A 17,332-nucleotide genomic window follows, 5' to 3' on the forward strand; every position below is an offset into this window, starting at 1 on the left:
AACAGGGAGATTTCATATGGATAAACAAGACAGGAAAGCAACGATTGATTCAAAGTACATCCAGCAGCATCTGGCCAATGAGCGGACATATCTCGCTTGGATTCGGACGGCCATCGCTATGGCTGGCATAGGGTTTGTATTCTTAAATCTTCACTTTACAATGGAGATCAAAGTTTTTCGGATCGAGGATCAGGTGGTGGCAGCTGTTGGGTTTATTGCTTTTTTGCTCGGAATGGCTACCATTATCTTTGCGACTGTGGATTATTTCAATAAACGAAAACGAATCAATGATCAAACGTTCCAGTCACCGATTCGAATGGTTTTTGTGGTTTCAATTTCCCTTGTTATTGTTATGAGTATTCTGATGGCAAGTTATTTTCTGATGCAGAATATTCTATAAGTAACTGAAACGTTTGACTGTATGGTTCCAATTCTGTAAAATTACTTATTATCTATGCATTGGGGTGATTGATTTGGGAAGTATCGTATCAGCGAACTAGCAGAATTAGCAGGCGTTTCAAAAAGAACCATTGATTATTATACAAAACTAGGCCTGTTAAAGGCTGAACGTTCCCAATCCAATTATCGGTTTTACAGTGAAGAAGCCCTACAGCGGCTTACGTGGATCAATTATTATAAGAAGCAGCATCTGCCATTAGAGAAGATTAAAGAAAAAATGGCATCATTCAATGAAAATGCGGGGCAGTATGCAGAAACGATGCAAAAAGTCGATATGCAGCTCAACACACTTGAAAAAGATGTTCAGGATTTAAAGCCTCTTCTTCAACAGCTAAACAAGGAGCAATTAAAACTTGCTGTTAAACATATGCCTGCCGAACGCGCAACTTTACTTCACAGCCTTTTATTGATTATTGGAGAAACGCCGCTTATTTAAGGGAACGCCGAAAGTATCCAGTAAAATAAATCAGGAGGTGACATCTTTATCTCTCCAATTATACGAGAGAATAAAGAGTCTATTTGGACATATTTAAGTTATTCGTAGTAGCATTACTGATTGTATTAACCGCTTTTTTTGTGGCTGCTGAATTTGCGATCGTAAAGATCCGCCGCACAAGAATTGACCAGCTCGTTGAGGAAGGAAACAAAAAAGCCATTGCAGTGCGAAAAGTGCTGTTAAACCTGGACGGTTACCTTTCAGCCTGTCAGCTGGGGATTACAATCACCGCTTTAGGGCTTGGTTGGCTTGGGGAGGGTACTCTCCATCACTTGCTTCAGCCGGTTTTTGAACAGATGAGCTTGAGTCCTGCGCTTACTAAAACGGTCACTTTAATTCTTGCTTTTGCCATTATTACTTTTCTCCATGTTGTACTTGGTGAGCTTGCACCTAAAACCTTTGCCATTCAAAAAGCAGAGGAGATCAGCCTGATGCTGTCAGGACCGCTGATCTTGTTCTACAGAGTCCTGTATCCAGTCATCTGGGTGCTAAACGGAAGTGCCCGGCTTTTAACAAAAATGTTTGGCCTGTCTGCCGTTTCGGAGCATGAAATGGCCCACTCTGAAGAAGAGCTTCGGCTGATTCTTTCAGAGAGTTACAAGAGCGGAGAAATTAATCAGTCAGAGTATAGCTATGTGAATAAAGTCTTTGAATTTGATGACCGTATCGCTAAAGAAATTATGGTACCGCGTACGGAAATCGTTTGTTTATATATTAATAAGTCAATTGAAGAAAACCTTTCCATCATTACGAGTGAAAAATATACACGTTATCCAGTCGTTGATGAGGATAAAGACCATGTGGTTGGCATGGTAAACGTAAAAGAAATATTCTATGACCTGATGTCGGGTGTGGAAAAATCATTGGAGAGTTACTTGCGTCCAATTTTAACCGTGATTGAAACCATACCTATTCAGGAAACCTTAGTGAAGCTTCAGAAACAGCAGGTTCACATGGCCGTCCTAATGGATGAATATGGGGGAACTGCCGGTCTGCTTACAGTTGAAGATATACTTGAAGAGATCGTCGGGGAGATCAGGGACGAATTCGATACAGATGAAACCCCGATGATTTTAAAAGTGACCCCCAGAGTTACCGTGCTTGATGGGAAAGTTCTGATTTCTGAAGTGAATGATTTGTATGGCCTTGATATTGATGATTCCGATCTCGATACGATCGGAGGCTGGATGCTTTCTCAAAACTCCGATATTGTTGAAGGGGATGAGATTGAGTATGAAGGCTTGATCTTCAAAGTAGTGGAAATTGACGGCCACCAGATCAAACGCATTGAGGTTAGTAAAATAGAAATCTCAAAGGATATAGAGGGATCAGTAAAAGCCCCTGAATTAGTTACCGATTTAGAGTAACACATTCATATGAAGTGCCCGCTGTCTAAGTAAGATGGCGGGCACTTTTTTATGGTTTGGGATTTAAAAATATGGAAATGGAATGGATAAGTGTAAGTGTACTTGTAGCAAATGCCACAGATAAGATGGTGATGAGAGAGTAGAAAAACATGCCCTCGCCCATAAAATATAACCCTGACAAAATAACGGCTGCATCAATAATGAAGATGATGACTCCTACGTTGAGAGAAGAACGTTTAGAAATAAAAAGTGCGAGAAGATCCGTCCCGCCTGTACTTGTTTCGTATCTGAGCATAATGCCGATACCCGTGCCAATCAGTAAGCCGCCGGTGATGGCGCTTTCCATAACTGGAAGATGAATAAATCCCTTGAGAGGCAGGAGCAGATCAATAACAAAAGAAGAAATGAGCATTCCGTGAATACTGTTGATAAAAGAGCTGCGGTCAAATTTCCAGACCAGAAAATAAATCGGTATGCTCAGAAGAATAATGGTCATGCCTACCTTAAACCCCCAAACATACTTCAACAGCAGGCCGATACCAATCATGCCGCCATCTAATAAATGAAAGGGCAGGATAAACACATTAATACCGATTCCCATTAAAAAACTGCCGATGAAAACGGCCGTCATCTTTGCAAGCATCATTTGCCTCCTGTCCCTCTTTTTCCTACTTTATGAAGCGGGACAGGGATCAATTACTGCAGAAAGACTGACTAAGTGTTATTTTTTGGATAAAATGGAATCGAACTCACTAGAGTTTACCGTTTTTATACTAAATTGATTTTTTAGTTCTTCCAATTGATTCATCGTTTGTTCAAATTCCTCTTCCTCTTCTTCCATATATCGTTTGAAAAAATAAATGGAGTCATCTTTCGTATTTAAAAGAAGTTTGATCTCAAGTTCCAATGGCTGTTTTCCTGAATCTTCATCACTGAACAAAATTCCTCCTGGTGATGTTTCCTTTTGGCTGAGATACATTGTACCTTGTGACGTATACGTCTTGGAGAATTCAAGTATGTCATCAAATGACTCAGCTTGTCTCATTGAACTCATCCCTTCTACAGGTTTATCTATTCATTTTTCCCGCAGCATGAAAAATTTAAACAACTGTTTAATCGATAAATATCAGCGGTTGCCCGTGATGTTTGTCCACACCAAAGTACCTTCTCCTGCATTTACTATTAGTACCATCGGTTGGTAATAAAATCGGTGATGAAAGGAGAGTAAGTCATGGGTTTTGGTTTTGATGGCGGAGACGGTTTTGGCCGCCGCCGGGGAGATACGTTTAGAAGAGAAGCAATTGCGCTAATTAACGAACGTGTACAAGTAGATACCGTAAACCAGACATTCCGCGGAAGATTGGTTGCAGTTGGCCGGGATGTCATCGTACTGCGTGTAAGAAGAAACAATTGTACATTCCGCGTTGTTATCCGTATATGCGAGATTGTAGCGATTTTCCCGATCTAACTGGGTTTCGACAGTTAAAAAACATCCCCTTTTTCAGGGATGTTTTTTATTTTTTCTGACGTTTAAAACCGTGTTGTTGCTTTGTTTATCAAAGAAATATATCTAGTTAGCAATTATTAACTTTGACAAACATTTTATAAAGAATATACAATGGGATTATTGTGTTAACGATTACAAAACAACAAGAGGTGATATACATTATGAAAAGAATTGGACTAGCATGGCAGATTCTTATCGGTTTGATTCTGGGTATCGCGGTCGGAGCTATTTTTTACGGCAACCCTGGAATTGAAAAGTATTTGCAGCCAATTGGAGATATCTTTATCAGGCTCATTAAGATGATTGTCATTCCGATTGTAGTTTCCAGCCTTATTGTCGGCGTTGCCGGTGTAGGTGATATGAAAAAGCTGGGTAAACTCGGCGGAAAAACTATTCTTTATTTTGAGATCATTACAACGATTGCCATCGCTGTTGGGTTGTTGGTAGCAAATATCTTTAAGCCTGGTGCAGGCGTAGATATGAAACATTTGAGCAAAACAGATATCGGGAGTTATGTAGATACAGCTAAAACAGCTGGTGAACATGGATTTGCGGATACATTCGTTAATATCGTACCTCAAAACGTGTTTGAATCTCTCGTGCACGGTGATATGCTTGCTATTATTTTCTTCTCGGTAATGTTCGGACTTGGTGTGGCAGCCATTGGTGAAAAAGGTCAGCCGGTTCTGAGATTTTTCCAAGGTACAGCAGAAGCGATGTTTTACGTGACCAACCAGATCATGAAGTTTGCTCCATTCGGGGTTTTTGCACTGATTGGTGTTACGGTATCCAAGTTTGGCGTTACATCCTTGATCCCATTAAGCAAGCTTGTTATTCTTGTGTACTTGACTATGGCGTTCTTTGTTATAGTGGTACTCGGGCTCGTTGCAAAAATTGCGGGTGTTAATATCTTTAATATTTTCAGAATATTAAAAGATGAATTGATCCTTGCGTATTCAACATCCAGCTCAGAAACGGTTCTTCCGAAATTAATGGAGAAGATGGAGAAGATGGGCTGCCCGAAAGCCATCGCGAGCTTTGTTATCCCAACAGGGTATTCCTTTAACTTAGATGGTTCAACTCTTTATCAGGCTATCGCGGCATTGTTTATCGCTCAAATGTACGGGATCGACATGCCGATCTCCTCTCAGATCACACTGCTTCTCGTGCTGATGGTAACATCTAAAGGAATCGCAGGTGTTCCTGGAGTATCGTTCGTCGTCCTCCTTGCTACATTGGGAACAGTTGGCATCCCGGTAGAAGGTTTAGCGTTTATTGCTGGTATCGACCGTATCCTTGATATGGCAAGAACCGCTGTTAACGTAGTTGGTAACTCTCTCGCTGCGATCATCATGTCCAAGTGGGAAGGCCAATTTGATAATCAAAAAGCTGAAGCGTATATCAATGAAGTTAAACAAGCATCATAAAAAGAAGCTCCTGCAAAAGCAGGAGCTTCTTTTTTCATTTAATAAGGCTTATTGCTTAAAGTATCAATAAAAAACTGCTATAATTGAAATATACCATAAGAGAAACTTATTACTAGAGGGGGAGTGCTGTTGGAATCACTACAACAACAACAAACGGCTCATAAGAAAATTACAAAGACCAATCTTTTAAAAAGGGTAATTTTTATAACCCTGGGGGCATTGCTCGTAGCTACAGGCCTTGAAATTTTCCTCGTTCCCAATCAGATCATTGATGGGGGAATCGTCGGGATCTCCATTATTTTGTCTCATTTAACAAAGCTGAATCTTGGCTTGTTTCTTGTCGTGTTAAACATCCCATTCTTTTTCCTCGGTTACAAGCAAATCGGAAAAACCTTCGCCATTTCTACATTATTCGGTGTCATTATCATGTCTATTGGAACATCCTTTCTTCATCCTGTACCCGTTTTAACCGATGATCCTTTATTGGCTGCAGTATTCGGCGGTGTTATTTTAGGGGTGGGCGTCGGTATGGTCATCCGTTATGGAGGATCTCTTGATGGAACAGAAATTTTAGCCATTTTATTCAATACTAAAACACCTTTTTCTGTTGGTGAAGTAGTGATGTTCTTTAACATCTTCATTCTTGCAAGCGCAGGGTTTGTATTTGGATGGGACCGTGCTATGTATTCCTTGATCGCCTACTATATCGCTTTTAAGGTCATAGATGTTACCATTGATGGATTTGATCAGTCTAAATCTGTATGGATCATCAGTGACGAACATATGAGGATAGGCGAAGCCCTTCTTGCCAGACTTGGCCGTGGTGTAACTTATCTGAATGGGGAAGGCGCTTACTCCAGAGACGATAAAAAAGTTATTTTTACCGTAATCACCAGGCTGGAAGAAGCGAAACTGAAAAATATCGTCAATGATATTGATCCGACGGCCTTCTTAGCGGTTGGAAATATTCATGATGTAAAGGGCGGCAGATTCAAAAAGAAAAATATTCACTGATACTGTTGTCCAAGGATTGGAATAGGGTATCATTTAAACATGATATATGATTAGACAGGGTTGTGAAAATAGTGCTTGGAGTAAAACAGGATAAAACCAAAAGAGGATTTTTTTTAACCTCAGTTCAGATCATCGTTCTTTTTTATCTTATTACTGTCATCATTGCGACAGGTGTATTAAGTTTGCCTGCATTTCACAATCCTGGCGTCTCGGTGACGTTTGTTGATGCTCTGTTTACGGCGGTCAGTGCGGTGAGTGTCACCGGCCTTTCGGTTGTAACCATACATGAGACCTTCAACTCTGGCGGTGTCATTGCCTTGGCGATGATCGTACAAATCGGCGGTGTCGGCGTGATGACGATGGGAACAGCGGTGTGGATATTGCTTGGAAAGAAAATCGGGATGAGAGAGCGGCAATTAATCATGACCGATCAAAACCAGTCCACACTGTCCGGACTTGTAAATCTCATGCGACAAATCCTTGGCTTAATTATGATTATTGAGTTCGTTGGTATGGTTCTTTTTACTTTTCTGTTTTTAAAGTACTATCCATCCTGGAAAGAAGCGTTATACCATGGTTTCTTTTCATCGATTACCGCAACGACCAATGCGGGCTTTGATCTTACGGGCCAGTCCTTAATTCCATTTAAGGATGATTATTTCATTCAGCTGCTGACCATGATTTTAATTACAGCTGGTGCTATAGGCTTTCCAGTGCTGATCGAAGTAAAGAATTTTATAGCTGAACGGAAATACAAGGAACGCTATAACTTTACGCTGTTTACTAAAATTACGACGATTACTTTTTTTATCCTTGTCGTAATGGGGACGGTGGGTATCTATGTGTTTGAAGCAGGACATTTTCTTGCCGATAAGACATGGCATGAAACGTTATTCTATTCTCTGTTCCAGTCGGTGACAACGAGGAGCGGCGGGCTCTCGACAATGGATATGAATCATTTTTCAACACCCACGAATCTATTTCTGAGCGCAATGATGTTTATCGGCGCTTCGCCGAGCAGTGTAGGGGGCGGGGTCAGGACAACTACCGTTGCCGTAGCTTTTCTTGCTATATGGTTCTATGCAAAAGGCCGGAATTCAATAAAAGTTTTTGGCCGAGAAGTGATGACGGAAGACGTTCAGAAGTCTTTTATCGTTTTAATTGTGGCATTTCTGATTTGCAGTGCGGCCTCACTGCTTTTGGCAGTAACCGATCCTCTGCCTATCGAAAAAATTGTGTTTGAAGTATGTTCGGCATTTGGGACGACAGGTCTAAGTTTAGGAATTACACCTGACTTGAGTACGGGTGGAAAGATAATCCTTATGGTGCTCATGTTTATCGGAAGGATCGGCGTTCTTTCCTTCCTATTCATTATCCGCGGAAAGACGGTTGTGGAGCATTTTCATTACCCAAAAGAAAAAATAATCATCGGTCAGTAAAAATCAAATAGAAAAGAGGAAGACTAATAAGAGTCCTCCTCTTTTTATTTTTTTAAGTTAATGAATAACTTTGTAGAAGAGCCACCATGCCAGTGCAATCCATATTATGATGACTAACACTCCGGAAATCCAATAGGAAGGCTTGCCGGTATGATCAAAGTTGGCTGCTTTTTCTTGGCTATCCATAAGGACCTCAGCTGGAAGCAGCCGGATTGCAAACCATATTCCAATTGGAAGAAGAATTAAATCATCCAGGTAACCGACTACAGGAATAAAGTCAGGTATTAGATCTATGGGACTGAAAGCATAAGCAATGACAATAAGCATCACTATGCGAGCCGGCAAAGGAGTCTTTGGATTCCGATAGGCAAAATACAATACAGCGATATTCTTTTTGAATGATTTCGCAATTTGTTTCCATTTAACAATGAATAATTTCAATTCTTTCACCTTCTTTTTGAAAGATGGGAATATCAAAAGTTTTTCATAATTGAAACATCTGTTGCGATTATTGTTGCAACAATTGTTATTTATGTTATTATGGCAACATGCTATCTAAATAATATAAGGTGTGAACCCTATGGAAGAAAACAGGACATGGTATTTGTTTTCATATAAAGTTCCTGCAGAGCCTTCTACCCTGAGAGTAAGGATCTGGAGGAATCTAAAAGCACTTGGTGTGCTGTATATCCAGCAGTCAGTATGTCTGGTGCCCAAAACACCCGATATTGAAAATAAGCTGGCTAGATTAAGAACGTTGATTGGTGAGCACCACGGAGAGTCTTTTATGGTTGAAATCGTACAGTTCTCTCATTACTCACAGCAAGAACTCATCCAATTGTTTAATGCGCAGAGAGCTATGGAGTATGAGGAACTGCTTGAAAGCTGCAGCCGCTTCTTGCAAAGTATCAAAGACGAAATCCAAACAGGCCAGGATCAATTTGGCGACATCGAAGAAAATGAAATGGAACTCATGCGCTTGAAAAGGTGGTACAGAAAGATCATGAAGAGAGATTATTTCAAACATGAGCTTTCCCTCCATTCTAAAGAATGCCTGAAGAGATGTGAAGAAAAGCTGTATTCTTTTTCAGAAGCAGTCTATGAGCTTGAGGGAGCTTATCACGGGGAATGATGATTGTATTAATTGTTTCTCTCTTATTGCTGCTTTTCCTGTGTTATGGCATCTTGCCAACTGTTTTGATCAGGACGTTCTCGTTTCGTATTATGAAGTACGGAGATAAGAATTTCAGGATTGCACTGACTTTTGATGATGGACCGCACCCCGTCTACACTGAGAAGCTGCTTGATCTTCTGCGGTCATACCATGCATCAGCCGCTTTTTTTGTCGTAGGAGAGCGGGCACAAAGGTATCCTCATCTGGTAGAGCGAATGAGTAAAGAAGGACATGCTGTTGGAATTCACCATCAGACCCATTCAAACAGCTGGTTTTTACTTCCGCATCGCCTGCGTGAAGAAATATCAGGCTGTGCTCAATCGATAAAAAAAATTACAGGGAATGCCCCGATGTATTATCGCCCGCCCTGGGGCCGTTTTAATCTTTTTTCACTTTCTGCTTCAAGGGCGTATAAGACCATTATGTGGTCATCGATTAATGAAGACTGGAAAGCAGCACAGGGAAAAGAAAAATTGGCAGAACGGCTGAAAAAAGATCTTGGCGGGGGACGGATCTATCTGCTTCATGATAGCGGAGACAATCCGGGAGCGGATAATGAGGCACCGGCGGTTATGCTTGAAGCTCTGCGTGAATTTCTGGAGTTTGCGCAGCAAAAGGGGTACCGGTTTGTGTCACTTGAAGAACTTAAGAAAAACAATGAACGAGGTTAATATGAGTCTAGACAGCGTCATATCTTATTTGCAAAGTTACGGGCATTGGATTATTCTTATCGTTTTGTTTTGTGGAATCGTAGGTATTCCTGCCCCTGAAGAATCGTTTATGTTTCTGATTGGAGTCCTCGTCGCAAAAGGCCATTTTGCATTTGGGACCAGTCTTCTTTATGCTTTTTTCGGAACGTTTGCAGGGATGCTCGTTTCCTACTGGATCGGCAGAAAGCTCGGTCTGCCTTTTATTGAACGGTACGGAAAATATATAAAAATAACACCGGATCGATGGAAAGTGGTCGAGGGACGGTTTCATCGGCATGCGCAGACGACTGTTTTATTTGGTTTCTATCTGCCTGGACTACGCCAGCTTGCTCCTTATATTGCGGGAATCAGCCGATACTCCTTTTATCGTTACGTCCTGCTTTCGCTCATTGGGAGTGCATTATGGACAACGACCTTTGTCAGCATAGGCTATTTTTTTGGTGATCAGATTAAATTGAAGTACCTGCCATGGATTGCTGCAGCGGCTTTGCTCTTATTTTTGTTAACAGTATTTAGAAAGAGATTTGCAAACAGGATTTAGAAGGTTTGTAGGGGAGGGTTTTTTATGAAAAAAATATTATTTTTGCCTTTGTTCCAAATGCCTTCTGGTCACCATCAAGTTGCTGATGCTTTAATGTCATCCATACAGCAGAGCAGCGATGAGCATGTTATCTGCAAGAAAATTGACTTTTTGAGCTATTGGAATAAACCGCTTGAGAAAGTGATTTCAACGACCTATTTAAAATGGATTCATACCATGCCTAAAACGTATGACTGGATCTATCATCACGTGATGTACACTCCGGCTAAGAAAAGGGGTGCTATGCCCCATCAATTGCTCCTTTTTGAACACAAGATGCTGCGCATGCTTCGGGAAGAGAAACCGAACGTGATCGTATGCACACACTGTTTCCCATCAGCAATTATTAGCCGCCTGAAGAAAAGGGGATTGATCCAGGTTCCGGTCGTTAACGTGTATACAGATTTCTTTATTAATGATATCTGGGGAAAAAAAGGGATCGATTATCATTTGGTCAGCGATTCTTCCATGAAAAAAGAACTTGTCGCCCGACACCAGATTGAAAGGGATCAGATCATTATTACAGGTATACCTGTTAATGAGGATATTAGGGCTTATTTCTCTGGGCGTCCGGTCCTGAAGAAGCACATCCTGATTTCAGGCGGAAGCATAGGGCTCGGCAAGATCAAAGGATTTCTTAAACAGATCAAGGAGGACTCCAATTACCGGTATACGGTTCTCTGCGGAAAAAATCAGAGACTATATAAAGAACTGTCTTCGTGGAATCATCCTAACATCCGGCCGAGGGGATATATTTCCACCCGGACAGAGATGAACCATCTGTACGAACAGGTTGATGCGATTGTGACAAAGCCGGGCGGTATTACCATCAGTGAGGCTTTGAAGAAACGACTGCCTATTTTTGTTCATTCCGCATTGCCGGGACAGGAACAGATCAACCTGAAAAAGCTGATAAGTGAAAACTTAATCATTCAGCTCAACGAGGAAAAACCATTCGAAGAGCAGATCGCTTCTGTATTAGAAAATGAGCCTGAAGTAAAGGGCATCCTGCGCAAAATGAGCTATTTTGAGAACCATAAAGAAAAAAGCGCATATGAAGTGGTTTTAAATTTGCTAAATGAGAACACGATGCTGCAGATGCAGCCCGTTTAATAGACTGAAGTAACCGGGGGAAAAACCGAAATGCTTAGAATAATGGCTGTTACAAAAGATCACGAAGTTTTGCTGCAACCGTCCGTTGAATCATTATCAGACGATCAAATTGCATGGTACTGGGTAGATTTCACTCATCCTGATGAAGAGGAAATCAAGCTTCTCAGTACTTTTTTTCACTTCCATCCCCTGGCGATCGAGGACTGTCTCCATTTCCTTCAGCGTCCTAAACTGGAGTATTATCAAGGCTATAGTTTTTTTGTTATGCATGCTTTAGATTCCCATTCTCTTTCAGCAAAAGAAGTGGACCTTTTTATTGGAGAAAATTTTATCGTTTCTTTTCATTTCGATGAATTGAAAGAGCTGGATTCCACCTGGAACTATTTTCAGTCGGTTCGTGATTATTCTGCCGTCAGCCCGATTGAAGTTGGACATAAAATTATGGATAAGATCGTTGATACGTACTTTCCAATCGTTCAAAATATCGAGGATCATCTGCTTGATATTGAGAACAACTATGAGAGAGGGAACAAACACTCTTTAATCCAGCAGACATTTGATGTACGAGGTGATTTGCTGAAAGTGCGGAGATCTATTTTTCCTATGCGCGATCTCATGTACCGCATCTTGGAATCTAAACGGTTTATGATCTCTGAGCATAAAAAAGCCTACTTTCATGATATTTATGACCACCTCATAAAATTAAGCGAGATGATTGATTCCAATCGGGAAATGACCTCGGATATCCGTGATAATTATATATCACTTAATTCCTATAAAATGAATAACATTATGAAAACACTGACAGTCATCACAACCATTTTCATGCCGTTGACGTTTATTGCGGGAATTTACGGTATGAACTTTCGGTATATGCCCGAGCTTAACTGGCATAATGGGTACTTTATCATCCTTGGATGCATGACTGCTTTAGGCTTAAGCATGTATTTTTGGTTTAGAAAAAAGGGATGGTTTGATCAGGAATAGATCAATCGATGAATTTTTTACTGAAAAGAGTGAAATGCTTCAACGAAACGGGTAGAGGAGATAAAGAACAGGCTCGGACAACAGGTGAGGAGTCTAGCAGCCTGCTGGAAGGATGGCGGGAACGATGGATTACGGCTTCTTGATTCATTTTTTCCAGGAGCATGGCTATCTTGGTGTATTTGTTCTATCCTGGATTGGTTTTTTCGGTTTGCCGGTTCCTAATGAGGTGATCATTATGAGCAGCGGGATGCTTTCCTCAAAGGCCCTGCTTGATCCAACGCTCTCTTTTTTTATGACATATCTTGGCGTCATTTCCGTATTGACACTAAGTTATGCATTGGGAAAATACGGAGGAACGGCTGTTCTTTGTGTATTGTCCCGGAACGGCAGGTTAAAAAAAGGTATTCAAAAGGGTTCGTCTATGCTCTATCGGTGGGGAGATAAAATTCTCATCTTCAGTTTTTTCGTGCCGGGGTTAAGGCTGCTTATGCCTTTTGTGGTAGGCAGTAACCGGCTTTCTTTTTACCGGTTTGCCGCTCTTACCTATCCTGGGGGTTTCCTTTGGGTAGTCGTTTACTTTACGATCGGGTCTCAGTACGGAAAGCACATCTTTCAACTGAACCGGTATCTTCAAGGCTTTCAGTGGGCTGTGCCTTTTGTGTGTGCTGCCATTCTCATATTTGGTACATTGGGTTATGCGATAGGCTCTAAAAATGGGCTTCGCGCTGCACAAAAGCATACAAAATGATGGCAATATCGTGACAATCCAGCTCCTCTTCTTTTTATGTTATATAATGGAAATAGAAGAGGTGATATAATTGATTCTCTCTAAAAACAAAAACCCTTTTTGTTTTTTCACGTTAAGCATCCTCATTATCCTCTGCCATTTTTCTTTATACCGGCTTGAGTTTATGGTTCCTTTGCCAAAAAACATCGCGCTTGCCACTCTCTTTGATTTTATGATCGTGATTCCTCTGCTTTCCTACGTGTTCATTATCCGTAAACGGTACTCTATAAAATATGTGCCCCTTGTTGTGATCGCCGGCTGCTGGCTGGCAAAAATGATTGTTCCAGCCCAAAAACTTCCTCAAACGAATGGCTTCTCTTATTTGTTATTCAGTATTGAAGGTATTTTAATCATCTATGAGCTCTGCATCCTTTTTTATACGGCAATCACACTGATAAAAGCTGTTTCAGCGGTACGTGGGGGAGAACCAATCTCAGCTTATTTTAATAACAGGATGAGGCAGACTTTATCTCTACGTATGACCATGACGAGGACGATGGAGTGTATCCTCACGGAGATGACTGTCCTTTATTATGCTTTTTTCTCATGGAAGAAGAAAGAAAAGCGTTTACGCGGCCAAATCTTTACCTATCATAAAAAAACAGCCGCAATCGCTTTTCGTTTTATGCTTATCCATGCTTTGTTGACTGAGTCCATTGGTTTCCATTACTTGCTTATGCAATGGAATGGACTGGCAGCGTGGGCCTTTTTGCTTCTCAATGTGTATACGATCCTGTTTTTTCTTGGAGATATCCAGGCGATCAGGTACTGTCCTTTTGTTCTTAACGAAAAGGAATTGGTCCTACAGTCTGGCCTTGCAAAATCATTAACAATAGCTGTTTCTAACATTCAAAGCATAGAGCGGTACACTGGACCTGAAACATTAACTAAAGTTGAGGAAAAGCGGACATTTGATGCTGTATTGCAGGAGTTCGCCAAGGAAAAGCCGGCTTTTGAGATTAAGCTGATCAAACCTGAAACCGTTAGAATGGTATTCGGGTTCACAAAACAAGTGGATACCGTCCATCTGAGTGTGGATGACGGTCAGATTTTCTTTGAAGTGCTGAGAGGACTAGTAGAGAATCAACATGAAAGTAGATAGGTGAAAGCCCACCCTGAATGACAGGGTGGGCTGCTTGTTTTAAACCATTGTTTTTTTTGTCTGAAGCCGGCGTTTTGCCGGTTTCGCTTTTGCTTTTTTTATATAGGAATGCTTAATCTCATTGCATAAGGCGATTCCCAAAACTCCAAGTACACTGCATAAAAAGGACATTTGAGTGAAACCTCCTTTAGTCATAATGTAATATCCCACGCTAACTTGCTTTTTAAACATCCATTCTATGAAAATTCATTACTATATTCGAAATGAGGGCAGACTTTATGTCATGCTGGTGCTGAACGGTTGTTTCATGGATAATAAAGAAACGAGTGATATGGAAGGGGACAAGCATGAAGGCTGCAATTTTGTTTATACTCGCGGGACTGGCTGAAATCGGGGGCGGATACCTGGTCTGGCTTACAATCAAAGAGAACAGGCCGATTGGATATGCGATTGCCGGGAGTCTAATTCTTATACTATATGGCATTATTCCTACACTTCAGAATTTCCCGAGTTTTGGAAGAGTGTATGCTGCCTATGGCGGTGTGTTTATCGTTTTATCTGTTCTCTGGGGATGGCTTGTGGATAGGAAAGTGCCAGACATCTACGATTGGATCGGAGCACTGGTTTGCATCGCCGGAGTCTCGATTATTCTTTGGGCACCAAGAAGTTAATTTCGTTTACATAAAAAAAGCAGCCTAAACGTTAGGCTGCTTTTAGTTATCCTCTCCGGGTTTGTAGGAGTAGGGACCTTTATCCTCGTTGTGCGGATTGTTGGTATCGATATGAAGCGTTCCTGAATCTGTAATGGTAGCTAAAATAATATCTTGTACTTCCGCTCCTTTTTGCTTTACTCTCTTTAACAGCCAGTCTCTCTCCAGTTTAAGGTACTTTAGATTATGATCGATGATCTGGCCATCCATGATGACAGGAATCGGGATGAATTCCTTTTTCACTTTTACTTTTAAATCTCCAGGCTGTACAGGCCTGTAATTGGCTTTGGGGATGACGCTGATCTGTCCATTGTCTTCCATCGCGGCCAGCGCAATATTCCGGGTATCCGTGTAGCCCAGTACTCTTAATTGTGCAAGAAGTTCATCAACCGGGAGACGTACTTTTCTCAGGCCTTTCCGGTCAATGTCCCCGTTGCGGATAAGGACAGTCGGGCTCTCATAAAGAATCCACCGTAATTTATTATTCATAGAAATCCACATAAAAATTTTATAAAACACCACAATCATAAACGTATACAAAAGAGCTTTCCAAACACTGTCCTTTTGAAGCGGCTGACTGATCACATTGCCAATAATCAAGATAAAAAGCATATCAAAACTGTGCATTTGAGATACAGCCTTTTTACCCGTAAATCTTAAAAACAAATAGCCAAACAGAAATATCATGAATGCTCGATAAAAAAATTCCATAAGTGTCTCCTCTTTTAAGCGTATAAATATTATGGACAGAAAAGACAAATATTCATACTTGGCCACATAAGTTTTTGTCCTTTCCTCATGAAATCAATTTTTCCATCATAAATTGAAGAAAGAGATGATAGAGGAGGGAACAATCTTGACCTGGGATCAGCAAAATAAAGAACTTGGAATGGCAATTTCGGAAATTACTGAAATTGCTTCTGGTTTTGGCCTTGATTTCTATCCGATGCGCTATGAAATCTGCCCTGCGGATATTATTTATACATTCGGTGCGTATGGTATGCCGACAAGGTTCTCTCATTGGAGTTTCGGAAAACAATTTCACAAAATGAAGCTGCAATATGATTTGGGATTAAGCAAAATCTATGAGCTCGTGATCAACTCTGACCCATGCTATGCATTCTTACTGGATACGAACTCTTTGATCCAGAACAAGCTGATTATCGCCCATGTTCTTGCTCATTGTGATTTCTTTAAAAACAATGTCCGCTTCTCCAACACGAGAAGGGATATGGTAGAAAGCATGACGGCCACAGCAGAAAGAGTCTCTCACTATGAACTGGTTCATGGAAAACGGGAGGTCGAGGAATTCCTGGATGCCGTACTCGCCATACAAGAACACATTGATCCGTCCATTATGCGAAATCGGCTGAATTATAACCTTGAAGATGAAGAAGAAGAGGAAATTGTAAAAAGAGAAACGCCTTACGATGATCTCTGGAACATTGATAAACCAAAAACCAGTAAAGAAAAGACATCCAATATAAAAAAGAAGCTTTTTCCGCCTCAGCCAGAAAAAGATATCCTGCTGTTTATTGAAGAATACAGCAGAGAGCTGGAAGACTGGCAACGAGACATTCTCTCAATGATGAGGGAAGAAATGCTCTACTTCTGGCCTCAGCTGGAGACGAAAATCATGAACGAGGGCTGGGCAAGCTACTGGCACGCTAAAATCCTGCAGGAGATGGACCTGACCTCTCATGAGACCATTGAGTTTGCCAAATTAAATGCAGGTGTCGTTCAGCCTTCCAGAACATCGATCAACCCTTACTACTTAGGTCTTCAGGTCTTCAAGGATATTGAGGAAAGATATAATGATCCCGACGAAGAACTGATTAGACAAGGCGTGAAACCGGGATCAGGCCGCGAGAAGATGTTTGAAGTCCGTGAACTGGAATCCGATATGTCCTTCATCCGCAACTACTTGACGAAGGATCTGTGTCAGCGTGAAGACATGTACCTTTTCCAAAAGCAGGGGAGGGACTACAAGGTCGTGGATAAAGAATGGGAAGGCGTGCGCGATCAACTAGTCGGCATGCGCGTCAACGGCGGCTTTCCTTATATTACGGTAAACGATGGTGATTACCTGAAAAATGGCGAGCTGTACTTGAAGCACTGGTTCGAAGGAATCGAGCTCGATGTGAAATACCTGGAGAAAGTACTGCCTTATGTGAACCAGCTGTGGGGCAGACCCGTGCATATGGAGACAAAAATTGAAGAGAAGCCTGTTTTGTTTACTTATGACGGGAAGAGTGTGCATCGGAAATATCTATAAAAAAAATGGGCTGCCAGGGAGATGGCAGTCTATTTTTGTATGGCATAAATAAGTTTTTTAAGTTATGTGATTAAAAAATAGAAAACAAATATACTTTTGGTAAAATTAGTATACAAAGAAAAACATAATTTCGCTCTTATTTTAAACCAGAAGGAGATTTTATTATGAAAAGGATGATCTAACAG

21 protein-coding genes and 1 pseudogene are annotated in these 17,332 nt (G+C 41.1%); 17 read left to right on the forward strand and 5 right to left on the reverse strand.

Annotated elements, in window-relative coordinates; all coding sequences use genetic code 11:
• Window positions 1–16: 16 nt before the first annotated feature.
• The 4 genes and pseudogenes from LCY76_RS04130 to LCY76_RS04140 all read left to right on the forward strand — a co-directional run bounded on the left by LCY76_RS04130 (window position 17) and on the right by LCY76_RS04140 (window position 2,322).
• A complete protein-coding gene (locus LCY76_RS04130; RefSeq protein WP_248251561.1) occupies window positions 17–400 on the forward strand; it encodes a YidH family protein in 384 nt (127 codons plus the stop codon).
• 87 nt (window positions 401–487) lie between these two features.
• Window positions 488–670: pseudogene (locus LCY76_RS24110) on the forward strand (MerR family transcriptional regulator); the annotation flags it as partial.
• Window positions 671–676: 6 nt separating this feature from the next.
• Window positions 677–895: a hypothetical protein gene (locus tag LCY76_RS04135; protein WP_053355621.1), complete on the forward strand. Its 219-nt coding sequence runs from the start codon at window positions 677–679 to the stop codon at window positions 893–895.
• An 83-nt stretch (window positions 896–978) separates the two neighbouring features.
• Window positions 979–2,322 carry a hemolysin family protein gene (locus tag LCY76_RS04140; protein WP_248251562.1) on the forward strand — a complete coding sequence of 448 codons (1,344 nt, stop codon included), beginning with the start codon at window positions 979–981 and terminating at the stop codon, window positions 2,320–2,322.
• Between the two features lie 49 nt (window positions 2,323–2,371).
• On the opposite strand, the gene LCY76_RS04145 is transcribed toward LCY76_RS04140, so the two are convergent.
• Window positions 2,372–2,965, reverse strand: a complete 594-nt coding sequence (locus tag LCY76_RS04145; protein ID WP_053355619.1) for a YitT family protein — start codon at window positions 2,963–2,965, stop codon at window positions 2,372–2,374.
• A gap of 78 nt (window positions 2,966–3,043) precedes the next feature.
• A complete protein-coding gene (locus LCY76_RS04150; protein ID WP_248251563.1) occupies window positions 3,044–3,367 on the reverse strand; it encodes a hypothetical protein in 324 nt (107 codons plus the stop codon).
• 186 nt (window positions 3,368–3,553) lie between these two features.
• On the opposite strand from LCY76_RS04150, the gene LCY76_RS04155 reads away from it, so the two are divergent.
• The 4 genes from LCY76_RS04155 to LCY76_RS04170 all read left to right on the forward strand — a co-directional run bounded on the left by LCY76_RS04155 (window position 3,554) and on the right by LCY76_RS04170 (window position 7,709).
• Window positions 3,554–3,790: a DUF2642 domain-containing protein gene (locus tag LCY76_RS04155; protein ID WP_062236811.1), complete on the forward strand. Its 237-nt coding sequence runs from the start codon at window positions 3,554–3,556 to the stop codon at window positions 3,788–3,790.
• A gap of 200 nt (window positions 3,791–3,990) precedes the next feature.
• The gene (locus tag LCY76_RS04160) at window positions 3,991–5,256 is read left to right on the forward strand and encodes a cation:dicarboxylate symporter family transporter (RefSeq protein WP_248251564.1); all 1,266 of its coding nucleotides are present in this window, start codon (window positions 3,991–3,993) and stop codon (window positions 5,254–5,256) included.
• Window positions 5,257–5,385: 129 nt separating this feature from the next.
• On the forward strand, window positions 5,386–6,270 hold the full coding sequence (locus tag LCY76_RS04165) for a YitT family protein (protein WP_272885562.1): 885 nt from the start codon (window positions 5,386–5,388) through the stop codon (window positions 6,268–6,270).
• Window positions 6,271–6,341: 71 nt separating this feature from the next.
• Window positions 6,342–7,709 (forward strand): TrkH family potassium uptake protein, encoded by a 1,368-nt coding sequence (locus tag LCY76_RS04170; protein ID WP_419714921.1) that lies wholly within the window; start codon window positions 6,342–6,344, stop codon window positions 7,707–7,709.
• A 57-nt stretch (window positions 7,710–7,766) separates the two neighbouring features.
• Here the strand turns inward: LCY76_RS04170 and LCY76_RS04175 are convergent, their stop codons facing one another.
• Window positions 7,767–8,159, reverse strand: a complete 393-nt coding sequence (locus LCY76_RS04175; RefSeq protein WP_248251566.1) for a YkvA family protein — start codon at window positions 8,157–8,159, stop codon at window positions 7,767–7,769.
• A gap of 130 nt (window positions 8,160–8,289) precedes the next feature.
• On the opposite strand from LCY76_RS04175, the gene LCY76_RS04180 reads away from it, so the two are divergent.
• The 7 genes from LCY76_RS04180 to LCY76_RS04210 all read left to right on the forward strand — a co-directional run bounded on the left by LCY76_RS04180 (window position 8,290) and on the right by LCY76_RS04210 (window position 14,162).
• Window positions 8,290–8,841, forward strand: a complete 552-nt coding sequence (locus LCY76_RS04180; protein WP_248251567.1) for a Chromate resistance protein ChrB — start codon at window positions 8,290–8,292, stop codon at window positions 8,839–8,841.
• Window positions 8,838–9,554 (forward strand): polysaccharide deacetylase family protein, encoded by a 717-nt coding sequence (locus tag LCY76_RS04185; RefSeq protein ID WP_248251568.1) that lies wholly within the window; start codon window positions 8,838–8,840, stop codon window positions 9,552–9,554. The genes LCY76_RS04180 and LCY76_RS04185 overlap by 4 nt, the downstream gene beginning before the upstream one ends.
• A gap of 1 nt (window position 9,555) precedes the next feature.
• Window positions 9,556–10,134, forward strand: coding sequence for a DedA family protein (locus tag LCY76_RS04190; protein ID WP_248251569.1), 579 nt, complete (start codon window positions 9,556–9,558; stop codon window positions 10,132–10,134).
• Window positions 10,135–10,158: 24 nt separating this feature from the next.
• Window positions 10,159–11,286 (forward strand): MGDG synthase family glycosyltransferase, encoded by a 1,128-nt coding sequence (locus LCY76_RS04195; protein ID WP_248251570.1) that lies wholly within the window; start codon window positions 10,159–10,161, stop codon window positions 11,284–11,286.
• A gap of 30 nt (window positions 11,287–11,316) precedes the next feature.
• Entirely contained in the window at window positions 11,317–12,273 is a 957-nt protein-coding gene (corA, locus tag LCY76_RS04200) for a magnesium/cobalt transporter CorA (protein WP_248251571.1), read from the forward strand.
• Window positions 12,274–12,397: 124 nt separating this feature from the next.
• A complete protein-coding gene (locus LCY76_RS04205; protein WP_248251572.1) occupies window positions 12,398–13,021 on the forward strand; it encodes a DedA family protein in 624 nt (207 codons plus the stop codon).
• A 70-nt stretch (window positions 13,022–13,091) separates the two neighbouring features.
• A complete protein-coding gene (locus LCY76_RS04210) occupies window positions 13,092–14,162 on the forward strand; it encodes a hypothetical protein (protein ID WP_248251573.1) in 1,071 nt (356 codons plus the stop codon).
• 39 nt (window positions 14,163–14,201) lie between these two features.
• Here the strand turns inward: LCY76_RS04210 and LCY76_RS23780 are convergent, their stop codons facing one another.
• On the reverse strand, window positions 14,202–14,333 hold the full coding sequence (locus tag LCY76_RS23780; RefSeq protein WP_272885564.1) for a hypothetical protein: 132 nt from the start codon (window positions 14,331–14,333) through the stop codon (window positions 14,202–14,204).
• 176 nt (window positions 14,334–14,509) lie between these two features.
• On the opposite strand from LCY76_RS23780, the gene LCY76_RS04215 reads away from it, so the two are divergent.
• A complete protein-coding gene (locus LCY76_RS04215) occupies window positions 14,510–14,833 on the forward strand; it encodes a YnfA family protein (RefSeq protein WP_248251574.1) in 324 nt (107 codons plus the stop codon).
• A 42-nt stretch (window positions 14,834–14,875) separates the two neighbouring features.
• Here LCY76_RS04215 and LCY76_RS04220 read toward each other — a convergent pair whose 3' ends face one another.
• Complete coding sequence (locus LCY76_RS04220) at window positions 14,876–15,583, reverse strand: DUF421 domain-containing protein (RefSeq protein WP_248251575.1); 708 nt, start codon at window positions 15,581–15,583, stop codon at window positions 14,876–14,878.
• A gap of 124 nt (window positions 15,584–15,707) precedes the next feature.
• Here LCY76_RS04220 and LCY76_RS04225 point away from each other — a divergent pair, with 124 nt between their 5' ends.
• A complete protein-coding gene (locus LCY76_RS04225; RefSeq protein ID WP_272885565.1) occupies window positions 15,708–17,147 on the forward strand; it encodes a SpoVR family protein in 1,440 nt (479 codons plus the stop codon).
• The last annotated feature ends 185 nt before the right edge of the window (window positions 17,148–17,332 follow it).

It is taken from the genome of Fictibacillus marinisediminis, from assembly GCF_023149135.1.
In the GTDB taxonomy this organism is placed as follows: domain Bacteria; phylum Bacillota; class Bacilli; order Bacillales; family Fictibacillaceae; genus Fictibacillus_C; species Fictibacillus_C marinisediminis.